At 57.1% G+C, this 20,501-nt stretch carries 10 protein-coding genes; 6 read left to right on the forward strand and 4 right to left on the reverse strand.

The genetic code is table 11. The features are described from left to right. Positions 1-1,666: 1,666 nt before the first annotated feature. Positions 1,667-5,725, reverse strand: coding sequence for a hypothetical protein (locus tag O77CONTIG1_RS16010; protein ID WP_068512476.1), 4,059 nt, complete (start codon positions 5,723-5,725; stop codon positions 1,667-1,669). Positions 5,726-6,663: 938 nt separating this feature from the next. Here O77CONTIG1_RS16010 and O77CONTIG1_RS16015 point away from each other — a divergent pair. The 6 genes from O77CONTIG1_RS16015 to O77CONTIG1_RS16040 all read left to right on the forward strand — a co-directional run bounded on the left by O77CONTIG1_RS16015 (position 6,664) and on the right by O77CONTIG1_RS16040 (position 16,679). Continuing rightward, a complete protein-coding gene (locus O77CONTIG1_RS16015) occupies positions 6,664-8,601 on the forward strand; it encodes a SpoIID/LytB domain-containing protein (RefSeq protein ID WP_172799709.1) in 1,938 nt (645 codons plus the stop codon). Between the two features lie 306 nt (positions 8,602-8,907). Beyond that, on the forward strand, positions 8,908-9,924 hold the full coding sequence (locus O77CONTIG1_RS16020) for an IS4 family transposase (protein WP_068507690.1): 1,017 nt from the start codon (positions 8,908-8,910) through the stop codon (positions 9,922-9,924). Positions 9,925-10,403: 479 nt separating this feature from the next. Beyond that, positions 10,404-12,881: a type I secretion C-terminal target domain-containing protein gene (locus O77CONTIG1_RS27070; protein WP_068512481.1), complete on the forward strand. Its 2,478-nt coding sequence runs from the start codon at positions 10,404-10,406 to the stop codon at positions 12,879-12,881. Positions 12,882-13,282: 401 nt separating this feature from the next. Beyond that, entirely contained in the window at positions 13,283-15,913 is a 2,631-nt protein-coding gene (glgP, locus tag O77CONTIG1_RS16030; protein ID WP_068512484.1) for an alpha-glucan family phosphorylase, read from the forward strand. A gap of 109 nt (positions 15,914-16,022) precedes the next feature. Continuing rightward, positions 16,023-16,376 (forward strand): type II toxin-antitoxin system prevent-host-death family antitoxin, encoded by a 354-nt coding sequence (locus tag O77CONTIG1_RS16035; protein WP_068512486.1) that lies wholly within the window; start codon positions 16,023-16,025, stop codon positions 16,374-16,376. Positions 16,377-16,379: 3 nt separating this feature from the next. Further along, entirely contained in the window at positions 16,380-16,679 is a 300-nt protein-coding gene (locus O77CONTIG1_RS16040; protein ID WP_068512487.1) for a type II toxin-antitoxin system RelE/ParE family toxin, read from the forward strand. 6 nt (positions 16,680-16,685) lie between these two features. Here O77CONTIG1_RS16040 and O77CONTIG1_RS16045 read toward each other — a convergent pair whose 3' ends face one another. The 3 genes from O77CONTIG1_RS16045 to O77CONTIG1_RS16055 all read right to left on the reverse strand — a co-directional run bounded on the left by O77CONTIG1_RS16045 (position 16,686) and on the right by O77CONTIG1_RS16055 (position 20,466). Further along, the gene (locus O77CONTIG1_RS16045; protein WP_068512489.1) at positions 16,686-17,360 is read right to left on the reverse strand and encodes a response regulator transcription factor; all 675 of its coding nucleotides are present in this window, start codon (positions 17,358-17,360) and stop codon (positions 16,686-16,688) included. Between the two features lie 188 nt (positions 17,361-17,548). Next, positions 17,549-18,973 (reverse strand): sensor histidine kinase, encoded by a 1,425-nt coding sequence (locus O77CONTIG1_RS16050; protein ID WP_068512491.1) that lies wholly within the window; start codon positions 18,971-18,973, stop codon positions 17,549-17,551. A 314-nt stretch (positions 18,974-19,287) separates the two neighbouring features. After that, positions 19,288-20,466, reverse strand: a complete 1,179-nt coding sequence (locus tag O77CONTIG1_RS16055) for a cysteine desulfurase family protein (protein WP_068512494.1) — start codon at positions 20,464-20,466, stop codon at positions 19,288-19,290. Positions 20,467-20,501 lie beyond the last annotated feature (35 nt).

The following is a 20,501-nucleotide window of genomic DNA, read 5'->3' on the forward strand; positions in this document are numbered from 1 at the left end:
GGTTTGCCGCAGCAGTGTGTTTAGCTCCCGATTCAGCCGCTCTATGTAGGGCAGCAACACCCGACTGCTGAGGTCGTGGCGCGTCAGGCTGAGGGTCTGGTTGCCCAGCGTGAGGCTGACTTGCTCCTGCTGCTGGAGCGCAATCTTGACTTGCTCGGCAATATGCAACAGCCAAAGTCCCAGATCGGAACTCCGTAGCCGTTGCAGCATTCGGTGGCGATGAGCTGGGTCAGGCGCGCCTACTGCGGGCAGGGTCAAGTCGTCCCATCCTACGGCGAGCCAGGGGTCGGCTGCCGCTTCGGGAGAAACGGGAGGTTCGTGCCAGTCTGCTCCGCTAGTTTTGGGGGACAAAACGTTTGACGATGTTGGGCGATCGCCCCCATTCTTGGGAGTTTCGACAATAGGGCGCTGCGGGCCGTGGGTCTGGCGCACCCAGGCAGGATACACCAGTTGGCTCAGAATGTCCTGGTCGAGGGCGGTGCCCGCGTAGGGCAGCGTGCGAGTTACGAAGTCGCAGGGGCTGAGGTGCTGCAACTGGCTGGGTAAGTTCACCAGTGCTAACTCCGTCAGCGTTGCGCCTGCGCTCAGCACCAGGGTTCCGCCCTGCCAGTTGCTGCTGTAGAGGTCGGCGGGCTGGGCCGGGGCAGGCGAGAGCCGCAGCGGACGCGCATCGGGGCTGGGCAAGCCAGACAGCAGCGTGGCGATCGCCTCTTCCAGCAGAAAAATCTGCTCAGGCCGGCGAACCAAACGAGCCGACAAAATCGCCTCCCGCAGGTTGAAGCTATAGGTATCTGACCAGTTGGCGGGATAGCTGACAATCACGCCCGTCAACTGCCGTAGCGCAAGCTGAAACTGGTCTTCTTCCAGATCCACTGCGCCGCAGGTGAGCAATGGGGTTGTCGTAGCAACGTCTTCGGAAGCATAGCCGCCCGTTGAGAGTGCAAGGCTCACCAACAGCGTCCGCAGCGCTTGCTGAAACAGGCTCAGCGGCAGGGCCTGGGCATCACTCCAGCGGGCGACGGGTTCCCATTGCAGCGTCTCGGTGGAATAGTAAGGCACGCCGACTTGCAGGTAGGGCTTGAGGTGGCTGAGAGTGAGCCGATGGGGCTGTTGGGTGCGCGGCTGGCCGAGGCTGATAGAGAGGGGGGCGATCGCAATGGGAGCTGTATTTTGATCGCTCTCATCTGCCGCGCTGAGTTGCACCTGCACGGGCAGCCGAAACGTCTTGCGGGCGGGCAGGCGATTGCGCTCCGACGCAGGTGGCAATTCCAGCCAGTAAACCGGGTACAGCGCTCCCGCTGGATATCTCAGCAGCACTGCCGAAATGCCCGTTGTTCCAATGTCCAACCCCAGATACCACTGGACATTCTCAGCTTGCTTTGCCGATGCTTCAGCGGGTTTGCCTGCCTGGGGCGAACCAGATCCAGACACCTCCGATAGGGCAGACAGCAGCCGCGACAGCGCCTCCGGAGCAATCCCCAGAGTTTGCATCAAATCCTGTAGCTCTAGATCTGGCTCATAGTCTTCTGGATCAAAGCTTTCGAGCCAGGGTTGCGATGGGTCAGTTGCAGACAGCGGCAACTCGGCCGCAGGAGCAGCGGCAAAATCTGGGTTTGGGCCCGAATTGCCTTCAGCGGCGAGCGACGGCTCCCAAGCTGGCTCAATGCTATTGGGGACGGCGGGTGTTGGGCTGGAGCCGTCCGAAGCCTTTGGGTTCGCGGGGGTTGGGCGGATTAGAGGATTTTTTTTTTGCCTCGCTGGAGGAATCAGGCAAATCCGCAGGCTGCGCCTCATCCACCGGATTCACTGGATTCCCCAAGTCAGCCGCAGGAGTGGGTTCTGCATCATCCAACAAACTGGTCAAATCGGCTGCGGTTAGATTGGTGCTGGGCGACCCCGGCGGCGGTACGGGAGTTACCTCACCCACCGACGGCAAATCCTCAAACAGGCTCTCTAAGCCGCTCAGCGTAAACGCTGCCTCACCTGGCGGCGGCGCAGGCACCGATAGCGATAGATTTTCCAGGATGCTATCCGGGAGGGAGTCGCTGGGTGGGGGGACGCTGGGTTGGCGCAGACTGGGCTGCGGGGCAGGCGGCACTTCTGCAAACAGATCTTCAAGGCTGTTGGGAATTGCCGGAGGGGGAGCGAGGTCAGGGGGGAGCGCAGGAACGCCCTGGGACGGCGCAGGCGAGGCAGGCACAGCAAAATCCGCCGAAAAATCGTCGAGGCTGGTAGACGCTAGCCCGACATCCTCAGCAGGCATGTCTGAGGGCATGTCCGAGGGCGTGGGTGCAGGCGCGGCTGAGGGCGCTTCTGCGAGAGGTACGGCGGGAGATACGGCGGCACTGCCTGGGCCAAAACCTTCTAGGCCAGAGACTTCTAGACCAGAGAATAGATCCTCGGCAAGCAGATCGCCGGAAAAATCACTGGAGAAATCGCCAGAGAAGTCATCCGAAAAATCGTCAGCGAACGAGTCCTCTAATGACTCCTCCACTGACTCCTCCACCAGGGACGACTGATCCGCTGGGTGGAGGGGTGTTTGCACATTGGCGATCGCCCCCATCCCGTCCGACGGTATAGGCTCCGTTTGCATCACCGCCTGAAAGTCGCTCAGGCTCAGGTCTTCTCGGTCGGGCGGCAGTTCGGTTTCATCCAGCGCGTTGACCCAATCCGCCAGCGATTCTGGTGTGGTCAGAGGAGCGATCGCTTTTTCGGGCAAGGGAGTGGAGAGTCCCGGCGGCCTGTCCAGCAGCAGCGTCATCTCGTCGTCCGACCCATCTTCGACAGGAAACAGGCTGGAGATAAACAGATCCTCTTCCGTCGGGGCATTCTGAGCGAAAGAACCGCCCTGCCAGTAGGATTGGCCCTCGTTGGTCAGTTCGGCAGCCGAACCCGCAGCGGGGAACGGATCGGGCGATTCGCGCAACGATTCCTGCGGGAATTGCCCCCAATCTGCCAGCGAATCTGTAAAGCTACTGCTCGTTTCAGAGTCCGTTTCAGAGTTCGTTTCAGATACGCCTGTGGCGGGCGCTGCTGCGGACGAACTGAGGGCAGCCAAGTCGGTGCTAAAGGCATCCGCCGCCAGCCCCTCCAGATCTGATAAATCAGCCGCCAACTGCTCCAGCGTGGTCTGGGTCACCTGTACATCGGGACGGGGACTGGACAGCACATCGTCGCCACCCAACAGGTCTTCGCCCGGATTTGCAGGCTCGTAGCGATCTTCGGCATCGGTCGCCAGTCCATTTGCTGGCAGCCCCACCGCCGACTCTTCTGCGGATTCTGCCGCCATCAGTTGCAGCAGGTCGTTGAGGGAGCGGATCACCTCCGGCTTGTTGGGCTGGGGCGAAAACAGTCCACCGTCCGGCTCCTCGGCGGGAGGCGGCTCCGGAGATTCCCCAAACAGCAGATGCTCGACTGCTTCGGGCGATCGCTCTGTGGAATAAGGCGCTGTGGAATGAGGCGGCTGAAAGGCGGAGGACTCGGTTTGCGCCGTCGGCTCGGCTGGCTCTGCTAGTTCTCCAGCACGGGCTTCCCCAGCAGGGACATTCATGAACTCGCTCAACAAGTCCACCAGTTCATCAACGCTGGGGCTGGCGATCGCCGCATCGGTCGCATCGGCTGCATCGCTGGCTGGGTCTGCCTGTCCGCCAAACAGAGCCTGATCCAGGCTGTCCAGGCTGCCCAACTCAGCATCAAGGGGGGGCGTATCGCTCAGATCTGTCGAACCAGACAGATCAGACTCATCAGACTCATTCACCGAACCGGGTTCTGCGACGTCCGTCAGATCGGGGGCGGGCTGAACGAGCGATCGCTGATCCGCATCCGACAGGTGTTGATCGACTGGCTCATCATCTGCCGTGTCTGCCGCCTCTCTGGTGGCCCCAGCCGCGTCTATGCCAAACAGGCTCTCGTAAAACGCATCCAGTTCGTCATAGGGGTCTGTACCGCTAACGGAGTCAGCATCCAGCCCAGATCCCGTCGTCAGGTCGGCGCTATTAGGCCCGTCGGTGGAGCCTGCCTGCTCTAGCTCGGCATCCAGTTGGGTACTAATTTGCCCTAGTAGATCTAGCGCCGAGTCCAGATCTTCAATTGACAAGCCTAGGCTGGCGGGGGCTTCTTTAGCTTCTTCTGTCGCTTCAGCCTCTTCGGCATCCTCTTCAGCCTCTTCGGCATCGACCTGCAAGACCGTGCGCGGATCGCCCAGTGGCTCATCCGCCGAGAAATCCGTCATCGCCGACTCGTCAATCTGGAACATCGTCAGGTCTTCGTCGCCATCATCTAGCGATGCAAACTCCGCGTCGTCCTCCAGTTCTGGCAGTTCCGGCACCGATGCCAGTTCCAGCCGCTCTAGCTCCTGAGTCAGCAGTTCCAAGGCTTCCAGGTCATCAATTTCGTCCAGCAGTCCCGGATAGGCAGTGGAACCCATCGGGCGGGTATCGGCGGACATTGGGTCTGACCCGCTTTCGGGGGCCACACGATCAGCCGCACCAGATTCCGGGCTGGGTTCCGGAACCTGGAATACCGTCAGTTCCTCATCCAAATCGGATTCCGGCACCTGGAATACGGTCAAGTCTTCATCCGAAACAGGTTCCGGCACCTGAAATACCGTCAGTTCGTCTTCCAGTTCGCTGAGGAGTTGGTCGATTGGGTCGAGGCTGTCGGACTGCGGGCGGGCAGAGGAAGCGGTGGTTTCCAGCGAGGCGGGTGGCCACTGTTCCGTCGCTGGCTCTGTCGTTGGCTCTGGGACGGGCGGGCGGGCGGACGACTGGGGCAGGCTAGTAGCGGGCTGCCATTCGGCATCTTGAATCGATGCCTGGAGATAGTGGGAGGCTTCTCGGCTAAGCTGTTCGGCTAGGCGATTCACCATTGCCGCAAAGATGGACTCGCCCTGCTGCCCCAGGGTATTCATCTTGTCTAGCCCCAGGCTGAGCGATTCCTGATAGGTTTCGATGTTGCTCTGGAGCGACTCGAAGATGACGCGCAGGCTGTTGTCTAGCTTCAGCAGCAGTTGGTCAGACTGAGCCTGGATGCGCTGAATTTGCTGGAGGCGCTCGGCAGGCGTGAGGGCGGGCACCTCAGTTGCAGATAGGGGCACAGCCGGGTCGGCTGTTTCTGATGCAGTAGAGGGGCGATGTGGCTCTGCAACGCTGGCACCAGCACCCGCAGCCTGGGCCTCGATCTCCGTCAGCATTTGGGCGACCTGCCCTGACAAATCTGCCTGCAACCGGCCCATCAGCGTTTGCAAAAACTCGGAGATGAGGCGCTGCTGGTCGGCGGCGGGCAGCGTGACCGCAGGCGGCGGTGTGGCATCCGTCAGCACGGCCTGCTGGCGCTGAGCCTCAAGCTCGTGGATTTCTTGCAGGAGGCGATCGCGCTGACGATACAGCACTTCCAGATCCTTCCGCAGCGGCTGCATTACCGTCGTCCGCAAGTAGGTCATCTCTTGCAGCATGGCTTGTAGCACCTGCTGGGCTGACTCCGCTGGCGAGACTGGAGACAGAGACACCCCATAGCCCTGATTCACGGGGTCGTGAGCAAGGGCGCTGCTCACCGCCGTAGCCCCCTGCTGCTGCATCTGCGCCAGATACCGCCGGGTTTCCTCCAAGATACGACGCTGCTGGTCTGCCTCGCCGCTCATCACCCAGGGCAAGCGGGGGCTGGATTTGCCCAGCACCTCGTCAATCGCCCGAATTAAGTCTTGAAGTTGCGCCGGTTGATACGTCACGGTTGTCTTGAAGGAAACGAAGGGAGGGGCTTGGAGTTGCTGAAACTAGCAGGTTGGTTCCACTGGGAGCGCCTAAGTACGCACCTACTCTATGCACCTACTCTACAAAGTACGCCTCTACAAAGTACGCCTCTACAAGTGCGCCAAGAAGTACGCCAAGTACGCCTCATTTAGCTTAGGATTCCCCGAAAATGCCGCTATTCTTCCCATGTCGCAAGAAAAATCAACGTTTTGGGGTTGGATTTTGGCTTACAAACCTGCCCATGCTTGCATTTCAGGGCTTGAGTGCGGGCGCTGATGCAGCGTTGTAGAGCGCGTCCAAATTCTAGTGCGGAATTGCGTAATTAGAATCACGGTTTATGTGCGATCGCTCTTTTAGTCTAGATCGGTGTTCTTCGGAATAGACGGGCATTCTGCAAGATTTTTGGCAGCTTACTCTCTCTTGAGAGGGACTAACTTTGCGTTTCACGTTAAGATAGCGCAGGGCTATGGTGTCTTTAGCACACTACACCGACCCACGCGATGTCTGCGGGGGGATTACCCTGCTTCAGCCGTGCCTGCGTAAAATCCTTGCCGATAGACAGATCGCGCCTCATCATTTGTTACTTTGTTTGTTGCTTTATATTGGGTGTGGTTAAGAGATTTCGCATTTTCTCGTTTTTGCGAACTTAAATTTTGCGAACTTAAATTTTGCGAACTTAAATTTTGCGAATAGTCAAGACGCAAAGGGCACGGAGGTCATAGCAAGCCGTAATTTTTTGTTTTGATATCGTTTTGTTGATTTTGATATTGGTTTCATTCTGTTTCTTGCTTTTGCATCGTCAGCTCAGTCAGCACGTTGTTTGAAACGTTTGAAACGGTCGGCCCAACGCAGAGCAATCCCAACGTAGAGCTAGCCAAAAGCCAATATGGACAGCCCTCTTACATCACTTAGAGAGATGCGACTTGGAAAGATGCAGCGCCGCAGCTTTGTGAACCGAGTGAATCGAGAGGAAGCCCCCACCACCTCAGGCACTTCCTTTACCCAGCGCCCTGCCTTTGTGCGGTCGGGGCTGACGGGCGCAGTCATGATGGCGGCTTGCTGGGTTAGCATGGGCGATTGCGCTTTGGCTCAAACTGCGCCCCCGCCCAACCCCGTGCTAAAAATCGGCATTGTGCAGCGCTTTGGCGACGAACCACAGGACGTGCTGACGCTGCAACCCGCTGAGGGCGATCGCCTCTCGCTCCGCTTCAAAACCGAAGACGGACAAGACCGGATCGTGACCACCGCCGCTCCGGTGAAGGTGGGCGTGGTCATGGAACCGCTGCCAGAACCAAAGGTGGTGGAAAAAGTGGTGTTAGGCAACCACCGCAGCTTTGAGAGCGCAGAAGACCAGGCCAATCAATGGCGATCGCGCGGCATCGAGGTCGAGCTGGCCCAGCCGCGCCAGTGGCAGGTGTGGGCCAAGCGCGACACCTACAAAACGCCACTGGTGCGTCGGCTGTTGCTGAAGAATTTGCAAGCTCAGGGCGCGCGCACCGCCTTTATCGATCGCCGGGTGCAGCGGCAGGTGCCCCGCGCCGTGCTGGAGGTGGAGGGCAACCGCCTGATGCGCGATGAGGTAGAAATCGTCTCGTCCTACAGCCGCGTGTTTGTCACGGAGGGCGAACTGCCCCCCAACGCGGCTCGCAATGCCAATGTGCCAAACCGTCGGCTCTATGGCGGCAGTCTGCGCCTCCAGCCCAACGCCTACGGCAACTATACCCTCGTCAACTACGTCCCCACGGAAACCTACCTGCGCGGGGTCGTGCCCCACGAAATTGGGCCGTCTGCGCCGCCTACCGCAGTCCAGGCCCAGGCGATCTTGGCGCGCACCTATGCCCTGCGAAACCTGCGACGATTTGCCATCGATGGCTATGAACTCTGTGCTGATACTCAGTGCCAGGTTTATAAAGGACTGACAGGCGCGGTCGAATCAGCAGATCGGGCGATCGCCGCCACGCGGGGGCAGGTGCTGACCTATCGCAACGAGCTAATCGACGCGCTCTATTCCTCCACCACGGGCGGCATCACGGCTCCTTTTGCTGACGTGTGGAACGGGCAAAACCGTCCCTACCTGAGGGCCGTGGTGGACTCCGTAGAAGGCGTGTGGGATTTGGCCAATCGCCCCCTGTCAGACGAGATGAATCTACGCGCTTTTCTGAACCTGCGGCAGGGCTTTAACGAAGCGGGCTGGGACAGCTTCCGCTGGCGCAAAGAAAGCACCCTAGAAAACATTGCCGAAGGGCTACGCCGCTATTTGCAGAGCCAGCGTCATCCCTTTGCCAACCTAACGCGAGTCGAGTCGGTGCAGGTGGTGGAGCGATCGCCCGCCGGTCGGGTGCAAAAGCTGCTCATCCAGAGCGATCGCGGCCCAATCACTCTAGAAAAAGACGAGATTCTCCGGGCGCTCTATGCCCCCACTAGTACCCTGTTCTACCTGGAACCCGTCTATGCCCAGGTGCCTATTCCCCAAAACGCGCCTAGCTCAGCCGCGCCAGAGGACGGAGAGGCGGGTGCTGAGGTTAATCTAGCCCCTTCGGTGTCTAAGCCATCCCCCATTGCGGCCGAACCTGACCCCGCCGAGCCATCGCCTATCAAAGCTGCAAAGCCCGCCGAGGAAGCGACAGGCGATTCGCTAGAAGCGCAAAACCGCGTGCCGACGATGACGGTACTCAAGGGCTACACCTTTGTCGGCGGGGGACTGGGCCACGCCGTTGGCATGAGCCAGACAGGGTCTTATCGATTGGGACGACTGGGCTGGTCAGCCGCCCGCATCCTCAGTTTCTACTACCCCGGCGCTCAATTGGTCACGCTCAACGAAAACATTGTCTTCTGGCGCGATCCGTCGAACTAGCGCCATCACGCTGCTAGTTGTGCGGACAGAAAATTTACGGCGAAGTCGTTCTTTATACAACGGCACTAGTGTATCGTGCCGACCCCGCACCGATGCTCTGGGGCATTCACTGGTGCATCAGCCTGCGTAGATTTCCGAACGCTGCCTGACTATCCTTGCATCAAGTCAGCCCATTGAACATCTGCCAGAATCCTTTGCTGAAAGGTGTTTGACGGCAGAAGTGTTGAATGATAGCAAATATGTTTAAAAAAATAGCCCCTAATCGTGTAAACTAGAGGCTATAAAAAAGAAAATAATGTTAGTATCATGATATCAAACTTTCCTGAGATCGTCAAAAAGCATCTGGGCCACCTCGCCACGGATGACTATCCGGTTCTCAACAGCTTTCTATTTGTTTCTATTTGGCTCTCCTTGGTTCTCGATCAGAGTCAAAGCAGTATGAGGAGCGTCTTCAAGCGCTTAAATATTCGTGGCATCAAGGTCAAGATTTCTACTTTTTCTAAAGCCAGCAAGAACCGTGATCCCCAGATACTTTATGATCTTTTTTGGGTATTGAAGCAGGAACTCCACAAAAGGCATAAGATTGATGCTGCAAAGCTGACTTTATTTCCGCTGGATTCAACCATTGTTAGTTTGACGAGCAAGTTGCTCTGGGCGCAGGGTATTCACCAAGTAAAGCTGTTTAGTGGTTTAGATTTAATGACACATGAGCCGGGGGGTGTTTTCATCCACTTTGGTCAAGGTCATGACAGTAAACATGGGAAGGAAACGATCGATGCTGTGCCTGATAATAGTGTCGGGGTCATGGATCGGGGCTTTTTTAGCCTAGCTCGAATTCGCTATTTACTGAATCAAGAGAATCGCTACTTTATCGTCAGAATCAAGAATAATATTAGTCTCAAGATGCTAGAAAATGGCAACTTCTTGATTGGCACGGGTAAGGAGCAAGTTGAAGCACGGGTTGTCGCCTTTTGTGATTTAGAATCACAAACAGAATATCGCTTGTCAACGAATCTACCGATAGGGGGAGAAAATACCATTTCCAATGAGGAAATTAGCGAATTTTATCGTTTGCGTTGGCAGATAGAGTTATTTTGGAAATTTCTGAAGATGCATCTGAAACTAGATCGACTAATTACTAAGAATGTGAACGGGATTGAGATGCAGATTTATGCGTGTTTGGTAGCTTATGTGATTTTGCAATTGGTGACAATTCCGAAAGAATTTGGCAACAAAGTATTAGATAAGCTACGATATTTACAGGCTTTTATGTGTGAAAATATCAGTTATGCCCACTGGCTCCAAAAATTAGTGTTTTGTTGACAAAACCAGCTTGCCACAGGATTAGTGTGTCTATTTTTAGAAAAGAAAATCTTAAGATTCAACACTTTTGGTTTGACGGTATTGGGGCGACTGAAACATTTGGATGCTGCAAAGCACGACGTGCCAATTCCTCGTGGCGTTTTGCAATATCCGGAAAAACTCTGAGAAAAATTTTTACAAGCCTTACGTAGATTCTCGCAACATAAAGGCTCCGTAAAACTTACTAGATTTCCTTTGCAAGGGGCGATCGCCCTCAGGTACTTGTATAAGAGATCACGCTTAGTGTCGCTTTAGGGAAGAGTGCAGACTCTCTAAGGGGGGTCATAGTCGCCCAGGGCGAGGTTGATTTGGTGTGCGTACAAGTCGATTTCGCGACCTGGCCTGAGCCAAGGGTCATGGTCTGAAGGCGACTGCTTGACGATTTGGCATTCTCAGCCTGCTGAAGTTTTGCAGATTTCATAGATTTACCAGAAGCAGTTATGGCTACTTTTTCTGTTGCTACGTTCCTGGAGTTAGTCAACGCCATCAATTCGGCAAATACCAACGCCGAAGCGGATGTTATTGAAATTACTGACAATATTGTCCTGACCAGTGCGCTGCCCTTTATCAAGGAATCCGTTAGCCTCACCATCCGCAGCAGCACAGGTAACACCTTCAGTCTCAGCGGCGATGCCAACAATAACAGCATCAGCGACGAGGGCGATGTCCGGATTTTCTTCATCGAAGGCGGCACCGTCACACTAGAAAACCTGACGCTAACGCAGGGACGGGCTGAAGGGGGCGACGGTTCTGGCGGTGGTGGCGGCTTGGGCGGTGCGCTCTTTATCTACGATGGCAACGTCACCCTCAACAACATTACCCTCAGCGAAAACGTAGCGGCTGGCGGACAAGGGCGAGCTGGGCTGGGCCAGGGTGGCGGCGGCATGGGCGGCGATGGCGGCGCTGCGAACCTCGTGTCGGGTGCTGCGGGCGGCGGCGGCGGTTTCGGCGGCAACGGCAGCCCTGGAAACGCCGACGGCACAGGTGGCGCGGGCGGCCCTGGCGGCTTGTTGAACAGCGCAGGCATCGGCGGCGTGGGCGGCAACAGCGCGGGTGTAGACGGCGGCGGCGGCTCTGGCGCGAGCGGTGGCTTTGGCGGCGGCGGCGGCGGTGGTGGCGGCGGCAGCTTTGGCGGCAACGGTGGCGATGGCGGCTTCGGCGCGGGTGGCGGCTCTGGGGCAGCCAATCCCAACGGCAGTCAGGGCGGCAAGGGCGGCTTTGGCGGCGGCGGCGGCGGAACGACCCTAACGCTATCGAGTGCGGGCGGCTTTGGCGGCGGCAATGGCAATAGCAACGGCGGCGGTGGCGGCGCAGGCATGGGTGGTGCCATCTTCATCCGCACGGGGTCTCTGACGATGACCGACACGCGCTTCATCAATAACAGCGCTCAGGGCGGTGCGGGCGCAGGCGGCGATGGTCAGGGCTTGGGCGGCGCGATTTTTGCGCTCAACTCGTTGACCAATAGCAACGGCAATAATCTGGGGATGCCGACTCGTCTGCCCACCGTGACGGGCGATCGCCTCTTTGCCCAAGGCAACAGCGCCAGCAGCGACAACAACTCGCCCGCCAACAACGACAATTTCTTTGGCGTGATTCTGTCGGCAGAGTTGCCAGGCCCGGCTCCCCGCGTATTCGCCATTTCCCGCGTCGGCCCCGAAGCCACCAATGCCCCAACCGTCAGCTTTTCGGTCATCTTTAGCGAACCCGTCACGGGTGTAGATGTCACCGACTTCAGCCTGTCCACGACAGGGCTGACCGGGGCAAGCGTGGCCAGCGTCACAGGCACAGACGGCAAATTTACGGTGGTGGCCAACACGGGCACAGGCAGCGGCACGATTCGCCTGAATGTGCTGAATGACGGCTCCATCAAGGACTCCGAAAACTCGTCTCTGGTGGCTGGTGTCAACGGCACTGTCGCTTTCACCATCGACCGCACGGCTCCGACCGTCGATATTTTAGATGTTGCGCCCGATCCTCGAACGGCGGCGCTGGGTTCTATCACGATCCAGTTCAGCGAAGCCGTCAGGAACTTTGACCTGAGCGATTTGCAGCTCACCCGTAGCGGTACTGCGCTGGATTTGAGTACCGCTACGCTGTCAACGGCCGACAACAGAACTTTTACGCTGGGCAACCTGAATCGGCTGACCAGCCGCGCCGGAGCGTATAACCTGGCGCTAAGCGTGAGCGACATCACCGACCTGGCAGGCAATGCGCTAGCCGCAGCCGCTTTTGACACCTGGGAGATGACCGCAGACGATCTGGGCCCCGGCAATGAAGAACTATTGCCCGTGCCGTCTGCGCCCAGTGGGCAACTGGGAACACCCCTAGTGTTTTCGCTGGGCCGTCGTCCCAACGTTGTCCGAGGCACCAACCGAGCAGAAACCCTGCGGGGAACCAATCGAAATGATCGGATCATTGCGCGGAGCGGCAACGACCGCGTGATTGCTCGCGGCGGCAGTGACTTGGTGGATGGAGGCAGCGGCAACGATGACCTGCGCGGCGGCGGCGGCAATGACCAACTCGTCGGCGGCGCGGGCGATGACACGCTGCGGGGGCAGGCAGGCAACGATATCTTGATCGGTGGCGCAGGCAACGACGTGCTGATCGGCGGCGGCGGCAAGAATATGTTCGTGTTCAATAGCCTGGCCGAAGGCGTTGACACGATCGCCGATTTCAAGACGACCGATGTCATCGACCTGCGCGGCATCTTTCAGCAGCCCGCCTTTTTAGCAGGGGGCACGCCGTTCCAGCGGCTCAGCGCCTACGTCAAGCTGTCGCAAGTGGGCACAGCGACGCGCATTTTTGTCGATGTAGACGGCAGCGGCGCAGGAACCAACTTCGTGGCGATCGCCAACCTAAGCAACACCCTAAGCAACACCCAGGCTAGCAGCGTCACCTCCGCCAACTTCGTCATCTAGCAACATCGATGCAGTCTTTTGTTTTCTAACTCCTGTTTTCTAGCTCAGAGTTCTCCTGAGGAGCGGCCGCTGGTCGCTCTTTTTTTGCTTATTTTTTACTCATTCGTAACGCAACGCAATGCAGTAGAGAAAAAGTATTAAGCCCCGCATCCTTAGAATCTGCTCAGGACACAATACAGGAGTCAGAATCAATTCTCGATTGTGGATTTGCGATTCTGGATTGCCAGCCCATGTCTGCTCCAAATCTCCCAGCAACCTCATCCCCAGCCCCCCACCATTTCCCCTCAGAAGAATTCCCCCCCTTCCCTCCATATTCTTCGTTCTTCCCTCTTCGTTCTTCGTTCTTTTTTCTTCCCTCTTCCCTCTTCGTTCTTTTTTCTTCCCTCTTCGTTCTTCCCTCTATGAAACCCATCCGCACCTTCAACGTCACCCCTGCCCTGCCGCCCCAGCTCGAACCGCTGCGGCGCATCGCCTACAACCTGCACTGGGACTGGAATTATGAAGCCACTGACCTGTTTCGACGGCTGGATCGGGATCTGTGGGAAACCAGCAAACACAACCCCGTGCTGATGCTGGGTACGATTAGCCAGACACGCCTGCGGGAGGTGGCCGAAGATGACGGATTTCTGGCACAGATGGAGCGTGTGGAGCGGCAGTTGGATGACTATTTGCGGCAGCCGAGCTGGTTTCGCAAGCGGCGATCGCCCAAATCTGCCACGCCCAACGGCAAAACGCCCCAGGCGATCGCCCCCGACGCTGGGCTAACCGACTGCTATGCCTACTTTTCGGCAGAATTTGGGCTGACTTCGTGCCTGCCGATCTACTCCGGCGGCTTGGGCGTGCTGGCGGGCGACCATTTGAAGTCTGCCAGCGACCTGGGTTTGCCCCTGGTGGGCGTGGGTCTGCTTTATCAAAAAGGCTACTTTGCCCAATACCTCAACGCCGACGGCTGGCAGCAGGAGCGCTACCCCATCAACGACTTTTACAATATGCCGCTACATCTGGAGCGTCACCCCGACGGCTCCGAGATTCGCATCACGGTAGACTACCCCGGCCGCCAGGTCTACGCCCGCATCTGGCGCGTGCAGGTGGGTACGGTTCCCCTCTACCTGCTGGATACCAACATCGAGCCAAACAACCAATACGACCAGGACATCACCGACGAACTCTATGGCGGCGACCTGGACTTGCGGATTCATCAAGAGATGATGCTGGGCATTGGCGGCGTGCGGATGCTGCGGGCACTCGGCCTTAGACCCACTGCATATCACATGAACGAGGGGCACTCGGCGTTTTTGGCGCTGGAGCGGATTCGCCTGATGATTGAAGAAGACGGGCTGACCTACGAAGAAGCGGAACAGGTTGCTCAGGCGAGTCAGGTGTTCACCACACATACGCCCGTGCCCGCAGGCATCGACTTGTTTCCCGCCGACAAAATCATCTACTACCTGGGGCACTATGCCGAAAAGTTTGGGCTGGCGCGGGAGCAGTTTCTCTCGCTGGGACGCGACAATCCGGGCGATCTGGCGGCTCCCTTTAGTATGGCGATTTTGGCGCTCAAGATGGCCTCATTTGTCAACGGCGTGAGTAAATTACACGGCGAGGTATCGCGGTCGATGTTTGCCACGCTGTGGCCGGCGCTGCCGTTGGCAGAAGTGCCGATTACCTCGATTACCAACGGGGTTCATGCCCGCAGTTGCGTGGCCAAGTCTACCCAAGATCTCTACGATCGCTACCTCGGCCCAAGCTGGAACATGGCTCCTGCCAGCGATCCCTTGTGGGAGCGGGTAAGCAACATTCCTGATGAGGAGTTTTGGCGAAACCACGAGCGCTGTCGGTCGGAGCTGGTGCTGTTTGTGCGGGAGCGGTTGCAGCAGAGTTTGCGCGATCGCGGCGGTTCCCCAATCGAACTCAGCCAGACGCAAGACGTGCTAGACCCCAAAGTGTTGACCATTGGCTTTGCGCGGCGCTTTGCCACCTACAAGCGGGCGACGCTGTTTATGCGGGATGTGGAGCGGATCAAGCGGATTATGCTGGGGCTGGGCGATCGCTTCAAGTCCAACCATCCGGTGCAGTTCATCATTGCGGGCAAAGCCCACCCCAAAGACAATCCTGGGAAAGAACTCATCCGCCAAATTGTCCACTTTACTCGCGAGGCCGACATTCGCCACCACATCGTGTTTATTCCCAATTACGATATTCACGTTTCGCGGATGATGGTGGCGGGCTGCGACATCTGGCTAAACACGCCGCGCCGCCCGCGTGAAGCCTCTGGAACCAGCGGCATGAAGGCGGCAATGAACGGCTTGCCCAATCTCAGCGTGCTAGATGGTTGGTGGGATGAGGCAGACTACGTTCGCACAGGCTGGGCGATCGGGCATGGCGAAGATTACGACGACCCAGAGGAGCAGGACGAGGTAGAAGCAAATGATCTCTACGACCTGCTGGAGCAGGAGATCGTGCCGCTGTTCTATGACCGCGACGAAAACGACATTCCCCACGGCTGGATTGCCAAGATGAAGGACGCGATTCGGCTGAATTTGCCGACGTTCAACACGGCGCGGATGGTGGCGGAATATGCAGAGCGGGCCTATTTTCCGGCGAGCGATCGCGCTCGTGCCATGATTGCCAACGACTATGCCCCCGCCAAAGACCTGGCCCGCTGGCATCACCACCTGTTTGAACACTGGTACGACATGAAGGTTGATCGGGTAGACGTGTCTTCAGATGGAAACGTCCAGGTGGAGCAGGAAATTCTCGTCACCGCCTATATCCGACTGGGCAAATTGACTTCTGACGATGTGCAGGTGGAACTGTACCTGGGCGCAGTGGATGAAAACGGCGAGATCGCCAACGGGCAGCCTGTGGTGATGGATTATGCTGGGGCCGATTCCGAGAATCCTGAAACGAGTGTGTATCGGCGGGCGATCGCCTATCGCAACAGCGGCTTTCAGGGACTTTCGCTTCGCATCCTGCCCAAGCACGAAAACCTCAGCAGCCCCTATCAGCCGGGGTTGGTGCTTTGGGCGTAGTTTGGCAAAAGACCAAGAGAGTCATAGAGTGATAGGGCTAATCCTTAGCTCTTGGAACGATCACCGAATGCATTAGCATTGAATCAGGTTTGAATTCAGTGCAGAAACCGTGATTAATGTAAGCAATATCTATTCGCTGACGGACTTCAAGCGTAATGCTAAAGAGTTTGTAGAGCGCATTCGCCAGACAAATTCTCCGCTCGTGCTGACGGTCAACGGCAAAGCAGAGGTCGTCGTGCAGGATGCTAAAGCATTTCAAGAAATGGTCGATCGGCTGCGATTGGCTGAGGCAGAATTGCAGCAAATCAAGCTAGAACTGCTTCAGCGCGACCTTGCGCTTGGAACAGCCCAACTTGACCAGGATGAAGCTTCAGACTATGACGACGCTTCTTTGCCCTTGCTGAGAGAAACAATTCGGGCGAGGGGAGAGCGCCGCCTCAAACAGGCTCGCAGCGATGGATGACGCATGAACCGCTACAGGCTGTCGCGCAAGGCAGAGCAGGATTTAGAAAACATTTGGGTTTGCACCGCCAACCGAGATCCAGTTGCGGCAGATCTGATGCTCGCAAAGATCCTCGATCGGTTGCCGATGCTGGCGCAGTTTCCAGCGATGGGGCGAAGCCGTGACGAACTGCTGCCCAATTTGCGGAGCTTTCCCATCAAGCCCTACGTTGTGTTCTATCGAAGCACCGAAAAAGGGTTGGAAATCATCCGAATCCTGCATCAATCTAGAGATGTAGCTAGAGATGTAGACACCACGCTTTAGCGCGTCTTAATCCCGCAGCACATAGCCCACGCCGCGCACGGTTTGGATCAGCCGTTTGTCGCCCTGGTCTTCGAGCTTCAGGCGCAGGTAGCGGATGTAGACTTCGATGATGTTGGAATCGCCCATGAAGTCGTAGCCCCACACTTCTTCCAAAATGCGATCGCGCGTGATCACCTGTTTGGGTCGGCGCATGAGATGCTCCAGCAGGTCAAACTCCTTGGCGGTGAGTTCGATCAGGCGACCATTGCGGAACACCTCGCGGGTGCGGCGATTCAGCGTCAGGTCGGCAAACTCCAGCGCGTCGGGGTCGGGTTCCTGGGTGCGGCGCAGGTGGGCGCGGACGCGGGCCAGCAGTTCCTCAATGCTGAAGGGTTTGACGACGTAATCATCGGCTCCGGCATCCAGCCCCGTCACGCGATCGCCAATTTCGTCCTTCGCCGTCAGCAAAATCACCGGAATCTTGCTGCCCGTCGAGCGCAGTCGGCGGCATAGCTCCACTCCCGTCATCCCCGGCAGCATCCAGTCCAAAATTGCCAGGTCGGGCGGCGTTTCTCGCGCCAGCGTCAGCCCGCTCAAGCCGTCGTGGGCGACGTTGACCTGATAGCCCTCGCAGCCCAGTTCTAGCTGAATGAAGCGAGCCAGCTTTTCTTCGTCTTCAACTAAGAGGATAGTAGACATGATCAGGGGTTGGGGGTTAGGGGTTGGGGGTTAGGGGTGTTGGGGAGAGAGCGAGAGGGCGGGAGGGGGTGAGAGCGGGAGTGGGTGAGAGCGGGAGGGGGTGAGAGTGAGATATCTCCTCATCTCATTACTCCGTCACTCCATCACTCCATCACTCCATCACTCCGTCACTCCGTCACTCCATCACTCCGTCACTCCAAAAGCGGCAGCTTTACCGTAAACACGCTCCCCACGCCAAGGGTGGATTCGACGCTAATCTGCCCGCCCATGCCTTCGACGAGGGATTTGGCGATCGCCAGCCCCAGGCCCACGCCGCCTGTGGCCCGGCTGCGGGAGGCATCGACGCGATAAAAGGATTCAAAAATTCGCGCCTGGTCTTCTTTGGGGATGCCACAGCCGCGATCGCGCACCTGGATCAGCGCCCAGGGCGCTCGACGGCTGAGCGTCAAGCTGATGGGCTGGTGGGGTTCGGAATACTGAATCGCGTTGTCTATCAAATGCACCAACACGCGCAGCAGATGTTCGCGGTCGGCCCGGGCAACAATCGGCTGGCTGGGTGTTTCCAGCTTCAGCGATCGCTGCTTGAACTGTTCCGTCATGCGGATCACGTCGTCTACCACATCGCCAATCGCCACGGGTTCCAGGTTGAACAGCACGGCGCTGCTGTCGGTGCGGGCGAGTTCTAGCAATCCCTGGAGCAGCTCGATGGTGCGCTCGGTTTCGGAAACCGCCATCGACAGCATCTCCTGCTGCGCCTCGGTGAGGTTGGGGCTGCGGCGGAGGGTGCTTTGCAAATAGCCGTAAACCAGGCTCAGCGGCGTGCGGAGTTCGTGCGACACGTCGTTGGTAAACTGGCGCTGCTGTTCGGCGGTTTGCGATAGGCGATCGACCAGTCGGTTGCAGGTGTGAACCAGCTCTTGCACTTCCACGGGCACTTGCTTTGGGTCGAGGCGAGAGATGCTGGTGCTGCCAGCGCTGTAGGCTTCGGCGATCTGGTTTGCCTGCCGCAGCGGCGAGAGCGATCGCCAAATTAGCCAGGCCGCCAGCCCGCTCATCGTCACCACCCCCATGCCTGTGCCCATCATCAGGTCGCGGTTGACCGACTGCAACATGCTGTAGTCGCGGGTCACGTCCTGGGCGACATAGAGTTGCCCGATGATTTGCCCGCTATGCTCTAGCGGATAGGTACACCAAATGATGAACTGCCCCTGTAGCCGCAGGATTTTGGGCGTAGGGGTTGTTTCCGACAGCTCCAGCAGCGCATCCTGGTTTTCAGAAACCTGAAGATTGTTAGAGCGGGCTAAGATGTCGCCATTGTTATCTCGAATCCACAGCCACGTACTAGCCGACGACAGCCGATTCACCATGTCCTGCAAGTCGCTCTGGGAGGCAGATCCGTGGGCGATCGCCACTTCCTGATCGGGCATCTGCTGCACCACGGCCGACAGCTTAGCCCGGTGATCTGCCAAAAACATTCGCTCCGTCCGCCAGGACATCCACAGCATCCCCAACCCAAGCCCGCCCCAAATTGCGGCGATCGCCCCCAGCGTCAGCCTCATTTGCAGAGACGCTCGCAGCGGGCGTTGAGAATTGGCTCCGTCAGCCGGGGAAAACATGGGTTTTGGCAAATATAGCGGGTACATTGCAAGCCCAGCGGCTATCTTCGGAATGTCTCCAATTTAACTGGATGCCCGAAACCAGAAATGAGTTTTTCCTGAGCAGAAGGGACGAACTCGCTGAGCAACAGCAAGGGTGCATGGTCAGAATTTGAAGGTCAGGTAGCGCTTTTGGTCTCCTCAAAGTTCGGTTTTTTAGGGGCTGCAACCGGGTCTGGCTAATCGTCAGCCGAAACATCTCCAACAAAGCTGGCTCTAAATATTCTTCGACCGTCAAAAGAGCTTAACAGATTGAATTACAGATTGAATTAGTCCTAAGCATACAAAGCTTGACGGGTCATTTCATAGGCTTCTATTAAGAAGTCTGCTGCTGTGTCAATCTCCTTATCCTGACTAAACTTACCAATCCCAATACGAAGTGCCCCATCAATCACTTTGTCTTGTAGCTTCATTGCACGCAGCACATGGGAAGGTTCTTCCACCCCGGAAGAACAAGCTGATCCAGTTGATATCGCTAATTTAGAACGAACTCTAGCGATGACAGCACTATTGGGAATACCAGGAATTGAAATGTGAAGATTTCCTGCCAGCCGATGCTCTGGATCTCCATTAATGACTAGGTTAGGGATCTTCTCTAGGAGCAGATCTTGAAGTCGATCGCGCTTCATGGCAATCGCCCGCTCATCTTCTTCCATCTCCAGCGATCGCAACCGACAAGCTTCTCCCAACCCAACGATTCCAGAGACGTTGAGAGTGCCCGATCGCATTCCTTGCTGATGACCGCCACCAAATATAAGCGGCTCCAGGTGATAGCCTCTACGAACAGCTAGTGCGCCAACCCCCTTGGGTCCATAGAACTTGTGAGCAGAGATTGCTAGGTAGGTGATGCCCCATTCCTCAAACTGAATGGGAATCTTGCCGACTGCCTGAGATCCGTCACATAGAAAAGGAATGCCGTAGTGTTGGGAAATCTGCCCAATCTTTTGAACAGGGTAAATGTTGCCAATCTCGTTGTTAGCCGCCATGACACAGAGCAGGGACAGCCCCTCGGCGCAGACTTGTTCCAAATGTTCCAAGTCAAGTCTGCCCGTGGAATCTACTCGGAGATAAATTAATTCAGCCCAACCTCGCTTCTCTAAAGCATGGCAGGTATCGAGGACGGCTTTGTGTTCGATCGGCATTAAGCCAATTCGATGAGGTTTCGTTGGGTTAGGGGTTAGGCTTCCCTGAATTGCCAGATTGATGCTCTCGGTCGCACCAGATGTCCAAATGATTTCCCTCGGTGAGGCTCCTATGAGGTCAGCAACTTCTTTAGCAGCTTGCTTGATGGCAGCTTCAGCGCAATCGCCCCACTCATGATCGGTGCTGCTAGCATTTCCAAACTCATCAGTCATGTAGTGCAGCATTAAGCTGGCAACTCGCGGATCTGTAGGCGTAGTCGCGTGATAGTCCAGATAGATAGGTTTGGGGAGGGTGCTTGCTCGCTCGTTCATGCCCCAAATTATAGGTTAGGAAGTCCTCGTAGGGT

The organism is Leptolyngbya sp. O-77 (assembly GCF_001548395.1).
Classification (GTDB): Bacteria; Cyanobacteriota; Cyanobacteriia; order Elainellales; family Elainellaceae; genus Thermoleptolyngbya.